General features: G+C 66.9%; 20 protein-coding genes. 12 read left to right on the plus strand and 8 right to left on the minus strand.

The annotated features are described in order from the left end of the window. Positions 1 to 30: 30 nt before the first annotated feature. Both RTY13_RS15330 and RTY13_RS15335 read right to left on the minus strand, forming a co-directional pair. Positions 31 to 717: a glutathione S-transferase family protein gene (locus tag RTY13_RS15330; RefSeq protein ID WP_312784706.1), complete on the minus strand. Its 687-nt coding sequence runs from the start codon at positions 715 to 717 to the stop codon at positions 31 to 33. Further along, positions 717 to 1037 (minus strand): multidrug efflux SMR transporter, encoded by a 321-nt coding sequence (locus tag RTY13_RS15335; protein ID WP_312784708.1) that lies wholly within the window; start codon positions 1035 to 1037, stop codon positions 717 to 719. Before RTY13_RS15335 ends, RTY13_RS15330 begins: the two co-directional genes overlap by 1 nt. 155 nt (positions 1038 to 1192) lie before the next feature. Here RTY13_RS15335 and purB point away from each other — a divergent pair, with 155 nt between their 5' ends. The 3 genes from purB to RTY13_RS15350 all read left to right on the plus strand — a co-directional run bounded on the left by purB (position 1193) and on the right by RTY13_RS15350 (position 4086). Continuing rightward, positions 1193 to 2494 (plus strand): adenylosuccinate lyase, encoded by a 1302-nt coding sequence (gene purB / locus RTY13_RS15340; RefSeq protein WP_312784710.1) that lies wholly within the window; start codon positions 1193 to 1195, stop codon positions 2492 to 2494. A 370-nt stretch (positions 2495 to 2864) separates the two neighbouring features. Then, positions 2865 to 3353, plus strand: a complete 489-nt coding sequence (locus RTY13_RS15345) for a DNA-deoxyinosine glycosylase (RefSeq protein WP_312784712.1) — start codon at positions 2865 to 2867, stop codon at positions 3351 to 3353. Between the two features lie 103 nt (positions 3354 to 3456). Further along, positions 3457 to 4086, plus strand: coding sequence for a fasciclin domain-containing protein (locus RTY13_RS15350; protein WP_312784714.1), 630 nt, complete (start codon positions 3457 to 3459; stop codon positions 4084 to 4086). A 69-nt stretch (positions 4087 to 4155) separates the two neighbouring features. Here RTY13_RS15350 and RTY13_RS15355 read toward each other — a convergent pair whose 3' ends face one another. After that, entirely contained in the window at positions 4156 to 4665 is a 510-nt protein-coding gene (locus RTY13_RS15355) for an Ig-like domain repeat protein (RefSeq protein ID WP_312784716.1), read from the minus strand. Positions 4666 to 4726: 61 nt separating this feature from the next. Between RTY13_RS15355 and RTY13_RS15360 the strand changes: the two genes are divergently transcribed. Then, positions 4727 to 4894, plus strand: a complete 168-nt coding sequence (locus tag RTY13_RS15360) for a fasciclin domain-containing protein (RefSeq protein WP_312784718.1) — start codon at positions 4727 to 4729, stop codon at positions 4892 to 4894. An 81-nt stretch (positions 4895 to 4975) separates the two neighbouring features. On the opposite strand, the gene RTY13_RS15365 is transcribed toward RTY13_RS15360, so the two are convergent. From RTY13_RS15365 to RTY13_RS15375, 3 genes are all read right to left on the minus strand, one after another. Next, positions 4976 to 5455: a hypothetical protein gene (locus tag RTY13_RS15365; protein WP_312784720.1), complete on the minus strand. Its 480-nt coding sequence runs from the start codon at positions 5453 to 5455 to the stop codon at positions 4976 to 4978. Positions 5456 to 5539: 84 nt separating this feature from the next. Continuing rightward, positions 5540 to 6331, minus strand: coding sequence for a sterol desaturase family protein (locus tag RTY13_RS15370; protein ID WP_312784722.1), 792 nt, complete (start codon positions 6329 to 6331; stop codon positions 5540 to 5542). Positions 6332 to 6352: 21 nt separating this feature from the next. Beyond that, complete coding sequence (locus tag RTY13_RS15375; RefSeq protein WP_292084091.1) at positions 6353 to 6676, minus strand: DUF1476 domain-containing protein; 324 nt, start codon at positions 6674 to 6676, stop codon at positions 6353 to 6355. A gap of 265 nt (positions 6677 to 6941) precedes the next feature. Here RTY13_RS15375 and purC point away from each other — a divergent pair, with 265 nt between their 5' ends. Continuing rightward, complete coding sequence (purC, locus tag RTY13_RS15380) at positions 6942 to 7700, plus strand: phosphoribosylaminoimidazolesuccinocarboxamide synthase (RefSeq protein WP_312784724.1); 759 nt, start codon at positions 6942 to 6944, stop codon at positions 7698 to 7700. Beyond that, positions 7700 to 7939 (plus strand): phosphoribosylformylglycinamidine synthase subunit PurS, encoded by a 240-nt coding sequence (gene purS, locus RTY13_RS15385; protein WP_207822657.1) that lies wholly within the window; start codon positions 7700 to 7702, stop codon positions 7937 to 7939. The genes purC and purS overlap by 1 nt, the downstream gene beginning before the upstream one ends. Positions 7940 to 8116: 177 nt before the next feature. On the opposite strand, the gene RTY13_RS15390 is transcribed toward purS, so the two are convergent. Beyond that, positions 8117 to 9286, minus strand: coding sequence for a cyclopropane-fatty-acyl-phospholipid synthase family protein (locus tag RTY13_RS15390; RefSeq protein ID WP_312784728.1), 1170 nt, complete (start codon positions 9284 to 9286; stop codon positions 8117 to 8119). Positions 9287 to 9402: 116 nt separating this feature from the next. On the opposite strand from RTY13_RS15390, the gene RTY13_RS15395 reads away from it, so the two are divergent. The 6 genes from RTY13_RS15395 to RTY13_RS15420 all read left to right on the plus strand — a co-directional run bounded on the left by RTY13_RS15395 (position 9403) and on the right by RTY13_RS15420 (position 14492). Beyond that, a complete protein-coding gene (locus RTY13_RS15395; RefSeq protein ID WP_312784730.1) occupies positions 9403 to 9888 on the plus strand; it encodes a YbhB/YbcL family Raf kinase inhibitor-like protein in 486 nt (161 codons plus the stop codon). Then, positions 9885 to 10310 (plus strand): hypothetical protein, encoded by a 426-nt coding sequence (locus tag RTY13_RS15400; protein ID WP_312784731.1) that lies wholly within the window; start codon positions 9885 to 9887, stop codon positions 10308 to 10310. The genes RTY13_RS15395 and RTY13_RS15400 overlap by 4 nt, the downstream gene beginning before the upstream one ends. Positions 10311 to 10421: 111 nt before the next feature. After that, on the plus strand, positions 10422 to 11657 hold the full coding sequence (locus RTY13_RS15405; protein ID WP_312784733.1) for an MFS transporter: 1236 nt from the start codon (positions 10422 to 10424) through the stop codon (positions 11655 to 11657). Between the two features lie 96 nt (positions 11658 to 11753). Next, the gene (locus RTY13_RS15410) at positions 11754 to 12857 is read left to right on the plus strand and encodes an IPTL-CTERM sorting domain-containing protein (RefSeq protein WP_312784735.1); all 1104 of its coding nucleotides are present in this window, start codon (positions 11754 to 11756) and stop codon (positions 12855 to 12857) included. Between the two features lie 106 nt (positions 12858 to 12963). Further along, positions 12964 to 13626, plus strand: coding sequence for a phosphoribosylformylglycinamidine synthase subunit PurQ (gene purQ / locus RTY13_RS15415; RefSeq protein WP_312784737.1), 663 nt, complete (start codon positions 12964 to 12966; stop codon positions 13624 to 13626). 56 nt (positions 13627 to 13682) lie between these two features. Continuing rightward, complete coding sequence (locus RTY13_RS15420) at positions 13683 to 14492, plus strand: hypothetical protein (RefSeq protein WP_312784739.1); 810 nt, start codon at positions 13683 to 13685, stop codon at positions 14490 to 14492. Here RTY13_RS15420 and RTY13_RS15425 read toward each other — a convergent pair. Next, positions 14489 to 15571 carry an aspartyl/asparaginyl beta-hydroxylase domain-containing protein gene (locus RTY13_RS15425; RefSeq protein ID WP_312784741.1) on the minus strand — a complete coding sequence of 361 codons (1083 nt, stop codon included), beginning with the start codon at positions 15569 to 15571 and terminating at the stop codon, positions 14489 to 14491. The genes RTY13_RS15420 and RTY13_RS15425 overlap by 4 nt on opposite strands. Between the last annotated feature and the right edge of the window lie 37 nt (positions 15572 to 15608).

Consider the following 15608-nt stretch of genomic DNA (forward strand, 5'->3'; position numbering starts at 1 on the left):
CACTCGTTAATCGCCGGTTTTCGGCTAGGCTTAAGCGGCGTTAGCCAGTGCCTGCTCGCCCCAGGCGACGAAATCCGGCTGGGCCAGCAGGGTCTCGACATAGGTGCGGGCTACGCCGTCCACATCGCCGTGCGCGACCAGGTCGATCTGGAAGTGACGCACCCGCGCCGCGACGGGGGTGAAGAAGGCGTCGGCGATCGACCATTCACCGTACAGATACGGACCGCCGGCGCCGAAGCGAGCGCGCGCCTCGCGGAATATCTGCACCAGACGGCGGATGTCGGCGGCGGTGTCCTCGCCTTTCGGCGGCGGGCTGCGGTCGGGGCCGACCATGGTGTGATCGGGCGCCATGGCGCATTCGGTGCGCAGGGCCATGAAGCCGGAATGCATCTCGCAGACCACCGACCGGGCCTGCCACCGCGCATGAGCGTCGGCAGGCCACAGCCGGGCCTCGGGATAGCGCTCGGCGCACCAGACCGAGATCGACAGGCTGTCCCAGATGGTCTCGCCGTCGACCTTCAGCACCGGCACCCGCCCGGCGGGCGAATGGCGGGCGATCTGCTCGGCGGTGTCGGGCCGGTTCAGGCGAATGACCGTCTCGACGAAGTCCGCGCCGCAGCGCTTCAGCACCAGCCAGGGCCGCAACGACCAGGTGGAATAGAGCTTGTCGCCGATCACCAGTTCCATGGCCGTCTCTCCGGTTGTGCTGTCGCCCATCAATGGCTTGAGGACAGCTTCAGCACAACCAGGCCCGAGATGATCAGCACCGCGCCGGCTATCCGCATGGGGGTGATCGGCTCGCCCAGCACCGCGATGCCGACGACAAAGGCCCCGACCGCGCCGATGCCGGTCCAGATCACATAGGCCGTGCCCAGCGGCAGGGTCTTCATCGCCAGCGACAGCAGGCCGAAGCTGACGATCATGAAGACGATGGTGCCGATCGTCTGCCACGGCTTCGAAAACCCGTCCGACGCCTTCATCAGGAAGGCCCAGACGATCTCGAACAGACCGGCGAGAAGAAGGAAAATCCAGGCCATGACAGTGCTCCCTTACATGGCGAGCCGGGTCGTCCCGGCGGTCATGCCCAGTATAGGGGAGAGGTCGTCCTCTGAGGCCCCTATCTGGGACAAGCGGGGTAGAAGTCAATGGCGAACCTTGACTCGCGGGCCGTCGCGAACGACACGACCGGTCCATGATCACGCGCTATACCCGCCCCGAAGCCGTCGCCATCTGGTCGCAAGAGACCAAGTACAAGATCTGGTTCGAGATCGAGGCCCACGCCGCCACCAAGATGGCCGAGCTGGGCGTGATTCCGAAGGAGTCGGCCGAGGCCATCTGGGCCAAGGGCAAGGACGCCACCTTCGACGCCGACCGCATCGACGAGATCGAGCGCACCACCAAGCACGACGTCATCGCCTTCCTGACCCACGTGTCGGAAATCGTCGGCGAGGAAGCCCGCTTCCTGCACCAGGGCATGACCTCGTCCGACGTGCTGGACACCTGTTTCGCGGTGCAGCTGGCGCGCTCGACCGACCTGCTGCTGGGCGGCGTCGACCGCGTCCTGGCCGCACTGGAAGTCCGCGCCAAGGAACACAAATACACCCCGACCGTGGGCCGCTCGCACGGCATCCACGCCGAGCCCGTCACCTTCGGCCTGAAGCTGGCCGGCTATCACGCCGAGTTCCAGCGCGCCAAGCGCCGCCTGATCACCGCCCGCGAGGAAATCGCCACCTGCGCCATCTCGGGCGCCGTCGGCACCTTCGCCAACGTCGATCCGGCGGTCGAGCAATACGTCGCCGACCAGATGGGCCTGGCCGTCGAGCCTGTCTCGACCCAGGTCATCCCGCGCGACCGTCACGCCGCCTACTTCGCCGCCCTGGGCGTCGTCGCCTCGTCGATCGAGCGTCTGGCCGTGGAAATCCGCCACCTGCAGCGCACCGAGGTTCTCGAAGCCGAGGAGTTCTTCGACAAGGGCCAGAAGGGCTCGTCGGCCATGCCGCACAAGCGCAACCCGATCCTGACCGAGAACCTGACCGGTCTGGCCCGTCTGGTCCGCTCGGCCGTGACCCCGGCGATGGAAAACGTCGCCCTGTGGCACGAGCGCGACATCAGCCACTCCTCGGTCGAGCGCGGCATCGGCCCGGACGCGACGGTCCATCTGGACTTCGCCCTGCACCGTCTGGCGGGCGTGGTCGAGCGCCTGAACGTCTACCCTGAGAACATGCAGAAGAACATCGACCGCCTGGGCGGTCTGGTGCACTCGCAGCGGGTCATGCTGGCCCTGACCCAGGCCGGCGTGTCGCGTGAGGACGCCTATGCGGCGGTCCAGGAGAACGCCATGAAGGTCTGGCGCGGCGAAGGCGCCTTCCTCGACTTCCTCAAGGCTGACGCCCGCGTCACCCTGCCCCACGACCAGTTGGAAGCCCTGTTCGACCTCGGCTACCACACCAAGAACGTGGACGTGGTGTTCAAGCGGGTCTTCGGCGAGGGCTGATCATGTGGTGGGCGGCGGCCATCCTGTCATTAGCACAGCAAGGTTCTCTCTCCTCGGCTGATCTAACGGTCATAACGCCGCCGGGCCGGTCAGCCGCCGATTGCGTCTCCCCCCTTAGTCGCGCGACTGTTGATGCTAGGCTCTTGGTCCAATGCACACTGGATGCTCGCGGCGCACCCGGCCAGTGCCGCTTTCAGTCCGGGTCAGACCTGCCAGTTCGGCAAAGGGAAGCCGCCCGCTGCATGGCGCAACACTATCGCTTCAGCGATCCTGAAGGAAAAGCGCTGGAGGGCCGCATCGTGACCATTCCAGTGACGCTGCGTATGAATGTAGCGCCTCCGCCAGCGGGGTTCGTTCCACCGGGCCGCCCTTGATCAGGCATGGCTTCGATCCTGTCGTCGACGCCCGCACCCGCGTCCTGATCCTGGGCAGCCTGCCCGGCGACGTCTCGCTGATGGCGGCCCAGTATTACGCCCATCCGCGCAACGGCTTCTGGCCGCTGATGGGCGGCCTGCTGGGCGAGGCCCTGCCCGCGCTTTCCTATGAAGATCGCCTGGATCGCCTGAAGGCGCGCGGCGTCGGCCTGTGGGACGTGATCGCGTCGGCGGAGCGTTCAGGCAGCCTGGATGCGGCCATCCGCTCGCCCGAGGCCGCCGACCTGCACAGTCTGGCGGCAGGCCTGCCGGAACTGCGCGCTGTCGCTTTCAACGGCGGACTGGCGGCGAAGCAGGGACGACGCATCCTGGCCGATCTGCAGGGCGTCGCCCTGATCGACCTGCCCTCTTCCAGCCCGGCCCACGCCCGTCCCTTGGTGGAGAAGCGTCAGGCCTGGGCGGTGTTGGCGCCTTTCCTGGGCTGACGGATCACGCGTCGCGCCGGAAAATTTGAACCATTTACCCTGCTCGCCCGTACTTCTCCCCGACCCCGCCGCCCCTTCGAGCGGCCGTCGATGGAGAGACGCCATGAAGATCACCCGCACCGCCACCCTCGCCACCGTATCCGTCGCCGCCCTGCTGGCGCTCGCCGCCTGCGGCGACAGCACCAAGGTCGAGAAGGCGCCGGCCGACGCCATGCCCGCCGAGCCCGCCGCCATGACCCCCATGACGACCGAACCCATGGTCGGCGGCGTGGCCATGAACCCGGCCGACAACATCGTCGCCAACGCCTCCAAGGCGCCGAACCTGACCACCCTGGTCGCCGCGGTTCAGGCCGCCGGACTGGCCACGACCCTGCAAGGCGCCGGCCCCTTCACCGTCTTCGCGCCCGACAACGCCGCCTTCGAGAAGATCCCGGCGGCCACGCGCGAAGGCTGGATGCAACCCGCCCAGAAGGCGGCCCTGACCAAGGTCCTGACCTATCACGTCGTGCCCGGCCGAGTGACCGCCGCCGACATCGCCGCCGATGCCCAGAGGAGCGGCGGAACCGCGACCCTGGCCACGGTTCAGGGCGACAAGCTGATGATCAAGGACGTCGGCGGCGGCAAGTGGACCATCACCGACGCCAAGGGCGGAACCTCGACCATCACCCAGGCCGACGTCGGCCAGTCGAACGGCGTGGTCCACGTCATCGACACGGTGCTGATGCCGAAATAATCCCGCTGAAACGAAAAAAGGGCCGCCGCCGTCCCCGGCAGCGGCCCTTTCCATTGTCTGGTTCAGATGTCAGACGGCGGTCGCGCGGAACCGACGCGAAGCGACGACGCCGCCGCCGATCAGCAGGACGCCGGCCAGGCCCCACATCGTCCACTCGCCGACCGTCGGGACGGCGGTTGCGGCCACGACGGTCAGTGTGATGTTGCTGGCAGCGGTCGAGCTCAAGCACGTTCCACCGCCTCCATACGCTGCCCCAATCGTATGCGTCCCTACGCCGATAGCCGAACCGGAAAGGGTGCAGCTTCCCGACGACGATCCCGGGACGCCGCTCACTGAAATGCCGCAAAGAACCGTTGAAGGTGTCGGCAGAGGTTGCAGTTGCACAGTGCCCGTACAGTGCGTCCCACTTGCGTTTGTCACGTTGGTCGTGAACGTGACTGTGTCCCCCAGCCCCATTGTGGCCCGATCCGCTGTGGCTGTGGTGACCGTGACAGCACCGCTCGCCAGACTCGGTGTTGCCGCCAGGCAAACCGTAGACGCCGCGGCCCACAGCGCGCCCCGCACAAGATTCAAAGCCATCGAAGTTCCCCGCCAAGACGCGAGCCTTCATGACGAATCCTGAAGAACAGCGCAACTTGAATTGATCGACACTCGATCCAGTCGCCTGGATGCTTCTTCGCCCTCGCCCCTGGCGCCATGCCCGCCCGCTCCGCCGCAGATCGGCGGCAAGTGGACCATCACCCAGGCCGACGTCGGCCAATCGAACGGCGTGGTCCACGTCGTCGATACGGTGCTGATGCCGAAATAAAACCGAGGACGCTCCCTGCAACAGAAAAAGGGCCGCCGCCGACCCCGGCAGCGGCCCTCCTCTTTCCGTTTGGCGCCGGCGTCAGGCGGCCGTGGCGCGGAACCGGCGCGAGGCGACGACTCCGCCGCCGATCAGCAGCAGGCCGGTCAAGCCCCACATCGTCCACTCGCCGACCGTGGGCACGGCGGCGGGAGCCGCGTTGACGACCAGGGTCGCCGGCGCACTGAACGACGTACACATCCCGAGGGTGTCCGCCCGAAGGGTGTAGCTGCCGGCAGGCCGGGTGGTCGTGCAACTCGCGGTCGAGGTGTTGGGGTCCAACACCGTCAGGGGCGACGAACACACGGTCGCGTTCGCCACCGTATCCCTGAAATCGACGGCCCCGGTGCAGCTAAAACCCGGCGAGTTGACGGTAGCCCCCAGCGTAACGGTTTGCCCGGCGCTGGCGGGGTTCGGCGACACTGTGATCGTCGTTGTCGTAGGCACGCCGGCCTGACCGGCGGTGGCGAAGACAAAAACGCCAATTGCGGCCAAGCCTGCGACGGCGTGTCTGATAACCATGGAAATCCCCCTGCGATTCACCGCTGACGTAGCCGATCCCGGGACAGGCGACCAGCGCTATTCGTCTCGCTACGTCGGGCGCATTCAGGGCCGCAGCGGATCAACCAGTAGCGCGGTCAGGTTCGGCGCCCCGCTCTCTCCCTCGACCCCCAGGTCCATCCCCGCCCGCTCCGCCGCCGGACGACGGCGATAGGTGCCGAACAGGCGGTCCCAGACGGACAGGACCATGCCGAAATTGCTGTTGCCCTCGTCCATCCGCACTGAGTGATGCACGCGGTGCATGCCCGGCGTCACGACCACCAGCCGCAACGCCCGGTCGATCGGCTCAGGCAGGCGAACATCGGCATGGGTCACGAACTGCCACAGAGTGGTGATCAGCCCATAGGCCAGGATCACCAGCAGCGGAACGCCGAGGATGGCGAAGACCGTCAGTTGCAGCGCCGCGCTGGCCAGAGTTTCCACCGGATGGTGCCGCACGCCCGTCGAGGCGTCCACGACCCCGTCGGTATGGTGCGCCCGGTGCAGCCGCCACAGCCAGGGCGCGCCATGGAACAGGGCGTGGCTCAGATAGGCCAGAAGGTCGATCAGCAGGAAGGAGACGACGACCAGCAGCCATGCGGGCATCCCCAGTCCGGCCAGCGGCGGGAAGTGCAAGGCGCCCTGCAGCCAGGCTGCACCCTTGAGGATCAGGGGCGAGGCCGCGAAAACGGCGCCGAAGCCGATCAGGAAGAGGGCGGCGTTGGCGAACCAGCGCCGCCCGCGCAGCCCCCGATCGCTGCTCAACGGGAACAGACTCTCGACGCCCGCCAGGGCGACAAACGCCAGGGCGGTGAGCAGCAGCTGCCAGTGTGAGGATTGAACGAGAAGCTCGGCCACGAACGCCTCTCGATCAGGAAATCATTCGCCGGCGCGGATCTGTTCGCGGGCGATCGAGGCCAGTTCGTCCATCTTGGAGCGCAGTTCGCCTTCCGAGACGGTCAGGCCCGAGGCCTTGAAGTCGCCGGCGATCTTGCGGAACACGTCTTCCTCGCCCGGTTGTTCGAAGTCGGCGCGAACCACGGCGGCGGCGTACTGCTCGGCGCTGTCGGCCGACAGCTCCATCTTCTCGGCCGCCCAAAGGCCCAGCATCTTGTTGCGACGCGCGATGGCCTTGAACTCTTGTTCCTGATCGAGGGCGTATTTGGACTCGTAGCCCTTTTCCCGATCGTCGAAGGTCGTCATGCGCGTCGTAACTCCAGTCGCGGACGGAATAGCGAGGCCCGCATCGCCGTCTATAGCCCCCTCGCGGACGAACGCAACCAGACTTGCGGTCGCGCCCCTGACGCTAGGTTACAGGAGGATATTTGTGTCACAGACGCCCTTCGGTTAAAGGGCGTCCGGTCTTATATAGCCGCCATCGATTCAGGACCGCGCCGCCCACAGATCGCCGGGCTGCGCGTTTTTCGTTTTGAGGCCGTCCGTTTCCTTCCCCTCCGGGACCCGAGTGATGAACACCAAGCGCAAGAAGATCTACGAGGGCAAGGCCAAGATCCTGTACGAGGGTCCCGAGCCGGGCACCCTGGTCCAGTACTTCAAGGACGACGCCACCGCCTTCAACGCCCAGAAGAAGGCGACCTTGGAAGGCAAGGGCGTCATCAACAACCGCATCAGCGAATTCATCATGTCGCGCCTGAATTCGATCGGCGTGACCAACCACTTCATCAAGCGCCTGAACCTGCGCGAGCAGTTGATCCGCGAAGTCGAGATCATTCCGCTGGAAGTGGTCTGCCGCAACGTCGTCGCCGGTTCTCTGGCCCAGCGCCTGGGTCAGGAAGAGGGCACGCCCCTGCCTCGTTCGATCATCGAATTCTATTACAAGAAGGATGAGCTGAACGACCCGATGGTGACCGAAGAGCACATCACGGCGTTCAACTGGGCCACGACCCAGGAGCTGGACGACATCCTGGCCATGACGGTGCGCGTCAACGACTACCTGTGCGGCATGTTCGGCGCCGTCGGCATCACCCTGGTGGACTTCAAGATCGAGTTCGGCCGCGTCTGGGAAAACGACTTCGCCCGCGTCATCCTGGCCGACGAGATCAGCCCGGACAGCTGCCGTCTGTGGGACTCGACCACTGGCGAGAAGCTGGACAAGGACCGCTTCCGTCGCGACCTGGGCGACGTGATCGAAAGCTATACCGAGGTGGCCCGCCGCCTCGGCATCATGAAGGACATGCCGACCGTGATCCAAGGGGGACTGCACTAATGGCCAAGGTTAAGGTTCACGTCTTCCTCAAGCCCGGCGTTCTGGACGTTCAGGGCAAGGCCGTCGAAGGCGCCCTGCAGGGTCTGGGCTGGGCCGGCGTCGCCAACGCCCGCGTCGGCAAGCTGATCGAGTTCGACCTCGACGACAGCGTCTCCGACAAGGAAGCCGAGGTGAAGCGCATGTGCGACACCCTGCTGGCCAATACGGTCATCGAAAGCTACCGGATCGAAGTCGCCTGACGGCGAATACGGTTTGAACGATCAAGGCCGCTCGAAAGAGCGGCCTTTTTCTTTTTCCTCCCCACTGTGTGGGGAGGGGGACCACGAAATGGTGGAGGGGCCGCTTCACGCTCCAGCCCCTCCGTCACGTCGCCTAACGGCGCCGCGCCACCTCCCCATTTCATGGGGAGGAAAAGCTCACTCGCACAGATAGTCCCGGCTCAGCGGCACGGCGGTTTGCTGCTTCGCCAACTGCAACTGGAAGACCATATGGCCCAGTTCGCGAAAGGCCACCTCGCTGGCGGCCAGGTAGAACTCCCACATCCGGCAGAACCCCTCGTCGTACATCGTCAGCGCCTCGTCACGCCGCGCCAGAAACCGCGTCCGCCATGCCTTCAGCGTCTCGGCGTAGTGCAGGCGCAGCACCTCCATGTCCGTGACCCACAGGCCCGCCCGTTCGATGGCGGGCAGGACCTCGGACAGGGCGGGGATGTAGCCTCCGGGGAAGATGTACTTGCGGATGAAGGGCTGGGTGCGGCTGGGCGGGGTCTTGCGGCCGATGGAATGGATCACCGCCACCCCGTCGTCCGTCAGCAGGCGCGCCACCCCGTCGAAATATTCCTGATAGTTGGGCGCCCCGACATGCTCGAACATGCCGACCGAGATGATGCGATCAAAAGTCTGCCGCAGGTCGCGATAGTCCTGAAGCCGGAACTCCGCCCGGTCGGCCAGACCCCGCGCCGCCGCGCGTTCATTGGCCGTGCGGTGCTGTTCGGTCGACAGGGTGATGCCGGTGACCCGCGCCCCGCGTTCGGCCATCGACAGGCCCAGGCCGCCCCAGCCGCAACCGATGTCCAGCGCGCTCTGCCCGGGCGTAAGCAGCAGCTTGTCGATCAGACGCCGCTTCTTGGCGACCTGGGCCTGATCCAGCGAGGCCTGCGGCGTCTCGAAGAAGGCGCAGGAATACTGCAGGTCCTCGTCCAGGAAGAGCCGATAGAAGTCGACCGTGAGGTCGTAATGATGGTGGACGTTGCTGCGGGCGTGCAGGCGGTCATTGGCCTGTTCCGCGCCGCGTCGGAGGCGTTGCAGCAGGGTCAGCTTCCTCGCGCGCGGTCGCATCGCCAGTTGCGAGGTCGTCAGTTGCAGGAAGTCGTAGATGTCACCGCCCTCGACCCGGAAGGTCCCGTCCATGAAGGCCTCGCCCAGGGCCAATTCCGGATTGGCGGCGATGGCCAGGGCCGTCTTCGTGCCCGCAATCACAACCGTCAGTTCCGGCTCGCCCGGTCCCGCTGTCAGTTCACGACCATCCGGCAGGCGCACCCGCACGGCCCGCGTCAGGAAGGTCTGGTCGAGAAGGGCTTGCAGCATCCGGCGCTCCGCGCTTTGAACCTGGATCAAGCTTGGCTAGGAACAGACTGTCGCAGCGCAACGGTGTGGAAGCCCGACCGTTCCGTCGACGAACCAGATACAAGGGAGCGCCGCCGATGACCTTCACCCTTACCTCCGCCGATATCCGCGACGGCGGCGTCCTGCCCGACGCCCAGGTGAAGGCCCTGGGAGACACCTCGCCCCAGCTGTCCTGGTCCGGCGCGCCGGAGGGGACCAAGAGCTACGCCGTCACCTGCTATGATCCCGACGCCCCGACCGGTTCGGGCTTCTGGCACTGGACCGTCGCCAACATCCCCGCCGACGTGACCGAGCTGGCGGCGGGCGCGGGCGCCGTCGGCGGCGCCAACCTGCCCAAGGGCGCGGTTCAGGGCCGCACCGACTATGGCGAGGCCGGTTTCGGCGGCGCCGCCCCGCCTCCCGGCCACGGCCCGCATCGCTACATCTTCACCGTCTTCGCCGTGGACGTGGATCATCTGTCGGTGAGCGCCGACAACTCGGGCGCCATATTCGGCTTCAACCTGCATTTCCACACCCTGGCCAAGGCCTCGATCACCGCCACCTACGAGAACCTGGGCGGGTGACGGCGACAGCGCGCGATCACCACCAAAGGCTGGCGGCGGTTCCCGAACTGTACCGCCGCCTTATGGCCCAGCCGCTCAAGGCCCTGACGCGGGCGCGCCTGCCGGAGTCGGGGGCGGTCTACGTCTTCTATCAGGAGGGCGAGCCGATCCATGTGGGCAGCCCGCCCCATCTGGAGGAGCGAATGCTGGCCCCCTCGCTACGCCTGGCGCTAGCCGCCCAGGTGCACAAGCCAAGCCACGGCGCCCCGCGGATCAGCGTCAGCGAACCCTCGCCTCGCCCCGGTCGCCGCAAGCCGATCAAGGCCCGCTGGCTGAGCGTCCCCGATGGTCACGACCGGTTGCTGCTGGAGCTTTACGCCGCCCAGACCCTGGGCCTGTCGGTGTCACACCCCAAGGTCCGCGCCGAACTGGCCGCCGTCTGAACCGCGCCGCCAACAAAGCGTGATGACCTGATCTCCCCCGCCGAGGTTGCGCCTCTGGCCCCGGCCCCTATTTTGCGACGCAGCGTAAAGTTTGTTGCATTGCGATAGTTCATGGCCCCCACCGACACCGCCGCCTGTATCGACGACCGCGCCTGCGCGCCGTCGCCCGCGATGGAGACGGTCGCCGCTCCGGGCAAGGTGGCCCTGGTCCTGCTGGCCCTGGCCATGGGCGGGTTCGCCATCGGCGTCACCGAGTTCGCAGCCATGAGCGTCCTGCCGGACTTCGCGGCGGGTCTGGGCGTCGATGAACCCACCGCCGGCCACGTCATCAGCGCCTACGCCGCCGGCGTCGTGGTCGGGGCGCCGATCCTGGCCGTGCTGGGCGCGCGCCTGCCGCGCTGGCTGCTGCTCATCGGCTTCATGGCCCTGTTCGCCGTCGGCAATGCGCTGAGCGCCATCGCCCCCAGCTATGAGTGGATGCTGGCATTCCGCTTCCTCAGCGGTATTCCGCACGGGGCCTATTTCGGCGTGGCGGCCCTGGTGGCGGCCTCGCTGGTGCCGCTTCGGCTAAGGACGCGCGCCGTCTCGACCATCTTGCTGGGCCTGACCGTCGCCACCGTCATCGGCGTGCCGGTCGCCACCGCCGTCAGCCACGCCTTCGGCTGGCGCTGGACCTTCGCCATCGTCAGCGTTCTGGCGATCGTCACCATGGCCCTGGTGGCCCTGTTCGCCCCGCGCGATCCGGCCCATGTCGACGCCAGCCCCCTGCGCGAGTTGGGCGCCCTGAAACGCGGGCAGGTCTGGCTGACCCTCGGCGTCGGGGCCATCGGCTTCGGCGGCATGTTCGCGGTCTATGCCTACCTGGCCTCGACCCTGACCGCCGTGACCGGCGTCGGGCCCGAGGTCCTGCCCTGGGTCTTCGCCATGTTCGGTCTGGGCATGATGAGCGGCAACCTGCTGGGCGCCTGGGCCGCCGACCGCTACGGCATGAAGGCGGCGGGCGGCCTGCTGCTCTGGAGCGCCGCGGCCCTGGCCCTCTACCCCTTCGCGGCCCCGCATCTGGGAGCCATGCTGATCGTGGTCTTCCTGATCGGCGGCGGCGGCGGGCTGGGGTCCATCCTGCAGACCCGGCTGATGGACGTGGCGGGCGACGCCCAGACCCTGGCCGCCGCCCTGAACCACTCGGCCTTCAACACCGCCAACGCCATCGGCCCCCTGCTGGGCGGCATGGCCGTGGCGGCGGGCTGGGGCTGGACCTCGACCGGCTGGGTCGGCGTGGCCCTGTCGCTGGGCGGCTTCGCGGTTTGGGTCGTCGCCTGGCTGGCGGGGCGCGGCAGACCGTCGTGATCACGACCGCCCCAAGCGTTGCCATAAGCAACGAAGGGTGCTCTTACCCACCAGTAGGGAATCAAGTTTTCTTGGCTGGAAGGGACAGGCGCCATCATGAACATTATGGCATTCACCCGGCGTGCGCGATGCGCGCTGCTCGGTGCAACCCTTTCAATAGGCCTGGCCGGGCCAGCGTTCGCCCAGACCCTGTATGTCGCCAACGCCGGTTCCAACACGGTTTCGATCATTCGCCCCAATGAGGGGAATTCGATCCAGAACGTCGCCGTCGGGGCCAATCCCCAGGGCATAGCCATCTCGCCCAACAGCGCCCGCGCTTACACCGCCAACGCCGGCGCCGGCACGGTTTCGGTCGTCGACACCGCCAACCACGTCTTGCTGACCACCATTCCCGTAGGAAGCACGCCCTATGGCGTGGCCGTCTCGCCCAACGGCGCCCGCGCCTACAGCGCCAATTTCGGATCGGACACCGTTTCGGTCATCAACACGAGCACCAATACGGTCATCGGCACTGTGAATGTCGAGGATGGCCCGATCAGCGTGGCCGTCTCGCCCGACAACGCCTTTGTCTATGCGGTCAACTTCAACAGCAGCACGGTCTCTGTGATCCGCACCAGCGACAATACCGTCGTCGCCAGCGTTCCAGCTCAGACGTCCGCCTACAATGTCGCCTTCTCTAACGACGGAAGCTTCGCCTATGTCGCCAACGGCAACGGCAGCTCCCTGACGAAAATCCAGACCAGCGACCACACGGTGATCGCTAACTATGCGGTTGGTTCCACCCCTCACGCCTCCGCCGTGCACCCGAACGGCGCTCGGGTCTATGTCGCCAGCTACAATGCCAGCGGCGTTGTCTATGGCTATGACACGACGGTTCACGCGCAGACATCCGCCACCAACGTAGGATCGAACCCTCACGCCCTGGCTTTTTCCGGCGACGGATCACGCCTCTATGTCGCCAACTACGGCGTCCACGGCGGCGGCGGCCCCGGAACGGTCTCGGTCATCAACACGGCGACAAACGGCGTGGTCGACACCATCACCGTCGGCGTCAATCCCGCCAGCATCGCGGTGGGCCCCACGACCACCTCGACGCCCGCCGCCGTCCCGACCTTGACGGAGTGGGCCATGATTCTGCTGGCCGTGGCCCTGGCGGGCTTTGCAGCCCTGACCCTGCAGCGCCGTCGCCAGACGGCCTGAGCCGCCGGACGACTGATACGACAGCAAAGGCCGCCCGCCGTGGGCGGCCTTTTCATTTCGCGGCCCCGCCTGACATTCGTCGCGAAGGGTGCTAGGAGGCCCGGCCATGAGCGCAGCCGTCATCGTCTTCCCGGGTTCCAACTGCGACCGCGACTGCAAGGTCGCCGTCGAACGTTCCACTGGCGAACAGGTCCAAATGGTCTGGCACGCCGAGACCGAGCTGCCGAAGGGCCTCGATCTGATCGTCCTGCCGGGCGGCTTCTCCTACGGCGACTATCTGCGCTGCGGCGCGATGGCGGCCCAGGCCCCGATCATGCAGGCGGTCAAGAAGGCCGCCGACGACGGCGTCGCCGTCCTGGGCATCTGCAACGGCTTCCAGGTCCTGTGCGAGGCCGGCATGCTGCCGGGCGCCCTGCTGCGCAACGCCGGTCTGAAATACGTCTGCAAGCCGATCAGCCTGACGGTCGCCAACGGCCAGACCCGCTTCACCTCGGGCTATCAGGGCCAGCGCGAAGTCGTCATGACCCAGGGCAACGGCGACGGAAACTACTTCGCCGACGCCGAGACCCTGGCCCGCCTCGAGGGCGAAGGCCAGGTGGTGTTCCGCTACGTCGACAACCCCAACGGCTCGGTCGCCGACATCGCCGGCATCCAGAACGCGCGTGGGAACGTGCTGGGCATGATGCCCCACCCCGACCGCGCCTTCGAAGCCGAACTGGGCAGCGCCGACGGCGCCACCCTGTTCCAGAGCATCTACGCCGCCGCCTGATTGGCTGACGGAACAGTCTAGGCTAGACATTCCGACGATTGTCGTCGGGGGTCGCCATGTTGTCTCGTCTTCTGCCTGTCTGCACAGCGATGCTCATCGCAGCATCGAGTTTGCCCGCCCAGGCTCAGGACGCCGAAGCTGCGGGCCAGGACTGGATCCTGGCCGACATCCCCGAGCGCAAGGCCGTCGTGGCCTTGGCCGAGTTCGACAACGGCGTCACCCTGTCCAGCCGTTGCATGGACAACGTGTTCGAGGTCACCATCCACGGTCTGCCCGAGGCGCGAGGCGAGTCGCGAACCTTGCAGATCAGCGTGGGCGGCGACGCCCCCTATGCCAGCGCCTGGACGGTTGGAACCGACAGGGGGGCAGCCTTCAGTCGCGTACCGGCCCGATTGGCGCGCGAACTCGCCAAGGGCGGCAAGCTGGAAATCGGCGTGCCAGGTCCGCGAGGGCGCCCCGGCACCCGCTACATCATGGAATTGGCGCCTTCCAGTTCGGCGATCGAACGGACCCTGACCGCCTGCGGTCGCGCCCTGGTCGATCCCCGTGATCTGCATAGCGGCGACGAGGCGGAAAGCGGTCTGCCCGCCGGCATCGCCTGGGATCAGGCGCCCCGGCCCACCTTCCCGGGATCGGTCAGGGGACGCAGCCCGACCAAGGGGTTCGTGACCATGACCTGCGTGACCCGCACAACGGGTCGCCTCGAAGACTGCGTGATCGAGAGCGAACATCCCGGAGGCTTCAATCTGGGTCGATCCGTTCGCGATTCCCTGTCGCGGGCCAAGGTGCGCTCCGCTGACCGCGCCAGTCCGCTGATCGACGGCCGCATGATCATGTTCACGGTCGCCTTCGTGATGGAGCCCTAGACGCCCAACTTGGGCGCACCGCCGCCGGCCGCGTCGATGGTGGCGAACAGGGCGCGGATCAGGTCCTGTTCCTCGGACGTGATCTCGGGCTTCCACACATCGAAGATCAGAATGGTGCGGTCATGGCCGCTGTCGTTTGACGCCTCGTGCTCGATGGTGTCGTCAAAGGCCCAGGCCTGTCCCTCCCGCCATTCCCTGACCTCGCCGCCGACGCGGAAATGCGATCCGGGCGGCGCGATCAGCGGCAGGTGGCAGATAAGACGCGGATTGATCAGGCCATGGTGCGGCGGAATCTTCGCCCCGGCCTGAAGTTTTGAAAACAGGATCGAAGGCGAGCGACCCGGAATGCGGCACAGGGGCGCCTCGGCCAGAGCCTTCATCGTCTCGGGACAGCGTGCGGCGATCTCGGGAACCTCGGCCCCGTCCTTCCACAGGAAGACCGCGCTCCAGGCGGCGTTGTCCAGCATGCCGGCCTGATCGCTTTTGGGCCGGTTGGCGCGATCCTCCACATAGGGCGCGAACAGGGTCGGTTCGGCCAGAATCGCGTCCAGTTCCGCCCGGATCGCCGGAGCCGCCGTCTCGACCTTGGCCAGCCAGGCGATCGTCTCGCGCGGCTGGAACTCGATCTGCGGCAGGCCCGGAAACATGTAGAACTTGGGCTGTTGATAATAGAGCCGCCGCCTGCCTGTCATCAGGTCCAGCGAGGCGGCGAAGCGAGCGCTGGACGAGACGGGATCGAATCCCCGCGCGCCCAGGCCGTCGCGAAGCCCCTGCTCAAACCGCCGCGCACCCTCGGCCTGGGCGCGACTGGCGCGCTCCAGCTCGGCGCGCAGGTCAGGCGCCGGAGAGCTCACGGCGCGTCCCTGGGTAAGGGCCGCGCCGTAGAAGCTGACGGCTGACCGATGGTCCCCCTGCCCCATCAGGGCGTCCCCCTTCAGCACCAGCGCGCGGGGGTCGCGCGGGTTGAGACGCAGAAGAGCGTCGGCGGCCAGGGCCAGGGCGGCGATGTCCGACCGATCGCGCGCCGCCCGCGCCTGAGCCAGCAAGGCCTGGGAGTCGAAATTCAGAACATCGCTCATCGAGCGATGGAACCGCGCCGCGCCAATCGGGTCAAGC

The sequence above is a fragment of the Brevundimonas sp. genome, assembly GCF_032055285.1.
In the GTDB taxonomy this organism is placed as follows: domain Bacteria; phylum Pseudomonadota; class Alphaproteobacteria; order Caulobacterales; family Caulobacteraceae; genus Brevundimonas.

What these genes read in the sequence shown, in the direction of transcription:
- RTY13_RS15330 (WP_312784706.1), bottom strand. Translation starts at nt 717, where the DNA reads ATGGGCGACAGCACAACCGGAGAGACGGCCATGGAACTGGTGATCGGC.
- RTY13_RS15335 (WP_312784708.1), bottom strand. Translation starts at nt 1,037, where the DNA reads ATGGCCTGGATTTTCCTTCTTCTCGCCGGTCTGTTCGAGATCGTCTGG.
- purB (WP_312784710.1), top strand. Translation starts at nt 1,193, where the DNA reads ATGATCACGCGCTATACCCGCCCCGAAGCCGTCGCCATCTGGTCGCAA.
- RTY13_RS15350 (WP_312784714.1), top strand. Translation starts at nt 3,457, where the DNA reads ATGAAGATCACCCGCACCGCCACCCTCGCCACCGTATCCGTCGCCGCC.
- RTY13_RS15355 (WP_312784716.1), bottom strand. Translation starts at nt 4,665, where the DNA reads ATGGCTTTGAATCTTGTGCGGGGCGCGCTGTGGGCCGCGGCGTCTACG.
- RTY13_RS15365 (WP_312784720.1), bottom strand. Translation starts at nt 5,455, where the DNA reads ATGGTTATCAGACACGCCGTCGCAGGCTTGGCCGCAATTGGCGTTTTT.
- RTY13_RS15375 (WP_292084091.1), bottom strand. Translation starts at nt 6,676, where the DNA reads ATGACGACCTTCGACGATCGGGAAAAGGGCTACGAGTCCAAATACGCC.
- purC (WP_312784724.1), top strand. Translation starts at nt 6,942, where the DNA reads ATGAACACCAAGCGCAAGAAGATCTACGAGGGCAAGGCCAAGATCCTG.
- purS (WP_207822657.1), top strand. Translation starts at nt 7,700, where the DNA reads ATGGCCAAGGTTAAGGTTCACGTCTTCCTCAAGCCCGGCGTTCTGGAC.
- RTY13_RS15390 (WP_312784728.1), bottom strand. Translation starts at nt 9,286, where the DNA reads ATGCTGCAAGCCCTTCTCGACCAGACCTTCCTGACGCGGGCCGTGCGG.
- RTY13_RS15395 (WP_312784730.1), top strand. Translation starts at nt 9,403, where the DNA reads ATGACCTTCACCCTTACCTCCGCCGATATCCGCGACGGCGGCGTCCTG.
- RTY13_RS15405 (WP_312784733.1), top strand. Translation starts at nt 10,422, where the DNA reads ATGGCCCCCACCGACACCGCCGCCTGTATCGACGACCGCGCCTGCGCG.
- RTY13_RS15410 (WP_312784735.1), top strand. Translation starts at nt 11,754, where the DNA reads ATGAACATTATGGCATTCACCCGGCGTGCGCGATGCGCGCTGCTCGGT.
- purQ (WP_312784737.1), top strand. Translation starts at nt 12,964, where the DNA reads ATGAGCGCAGCCGTCATCGTCTTCCCGGGTTCCAACTGCGACCGCGAC.
- RTY13_RS15420 (WP_312784739.1), top strand. Translation starts at nt 13,683, where the DNA reads ATGTTGTCTCGTCTTCTGCCTGTCTGCACAGCGATGCTCATCGCAGCA.
- RTY13_RS15425 (WP_312784741.1), bottom strand. Translation starts at nt 15,571, where the DNA reads ATGAGCGATGTTCTGAATTTCGACTCCCAGGCCTTGCTGGCTCAGGCG.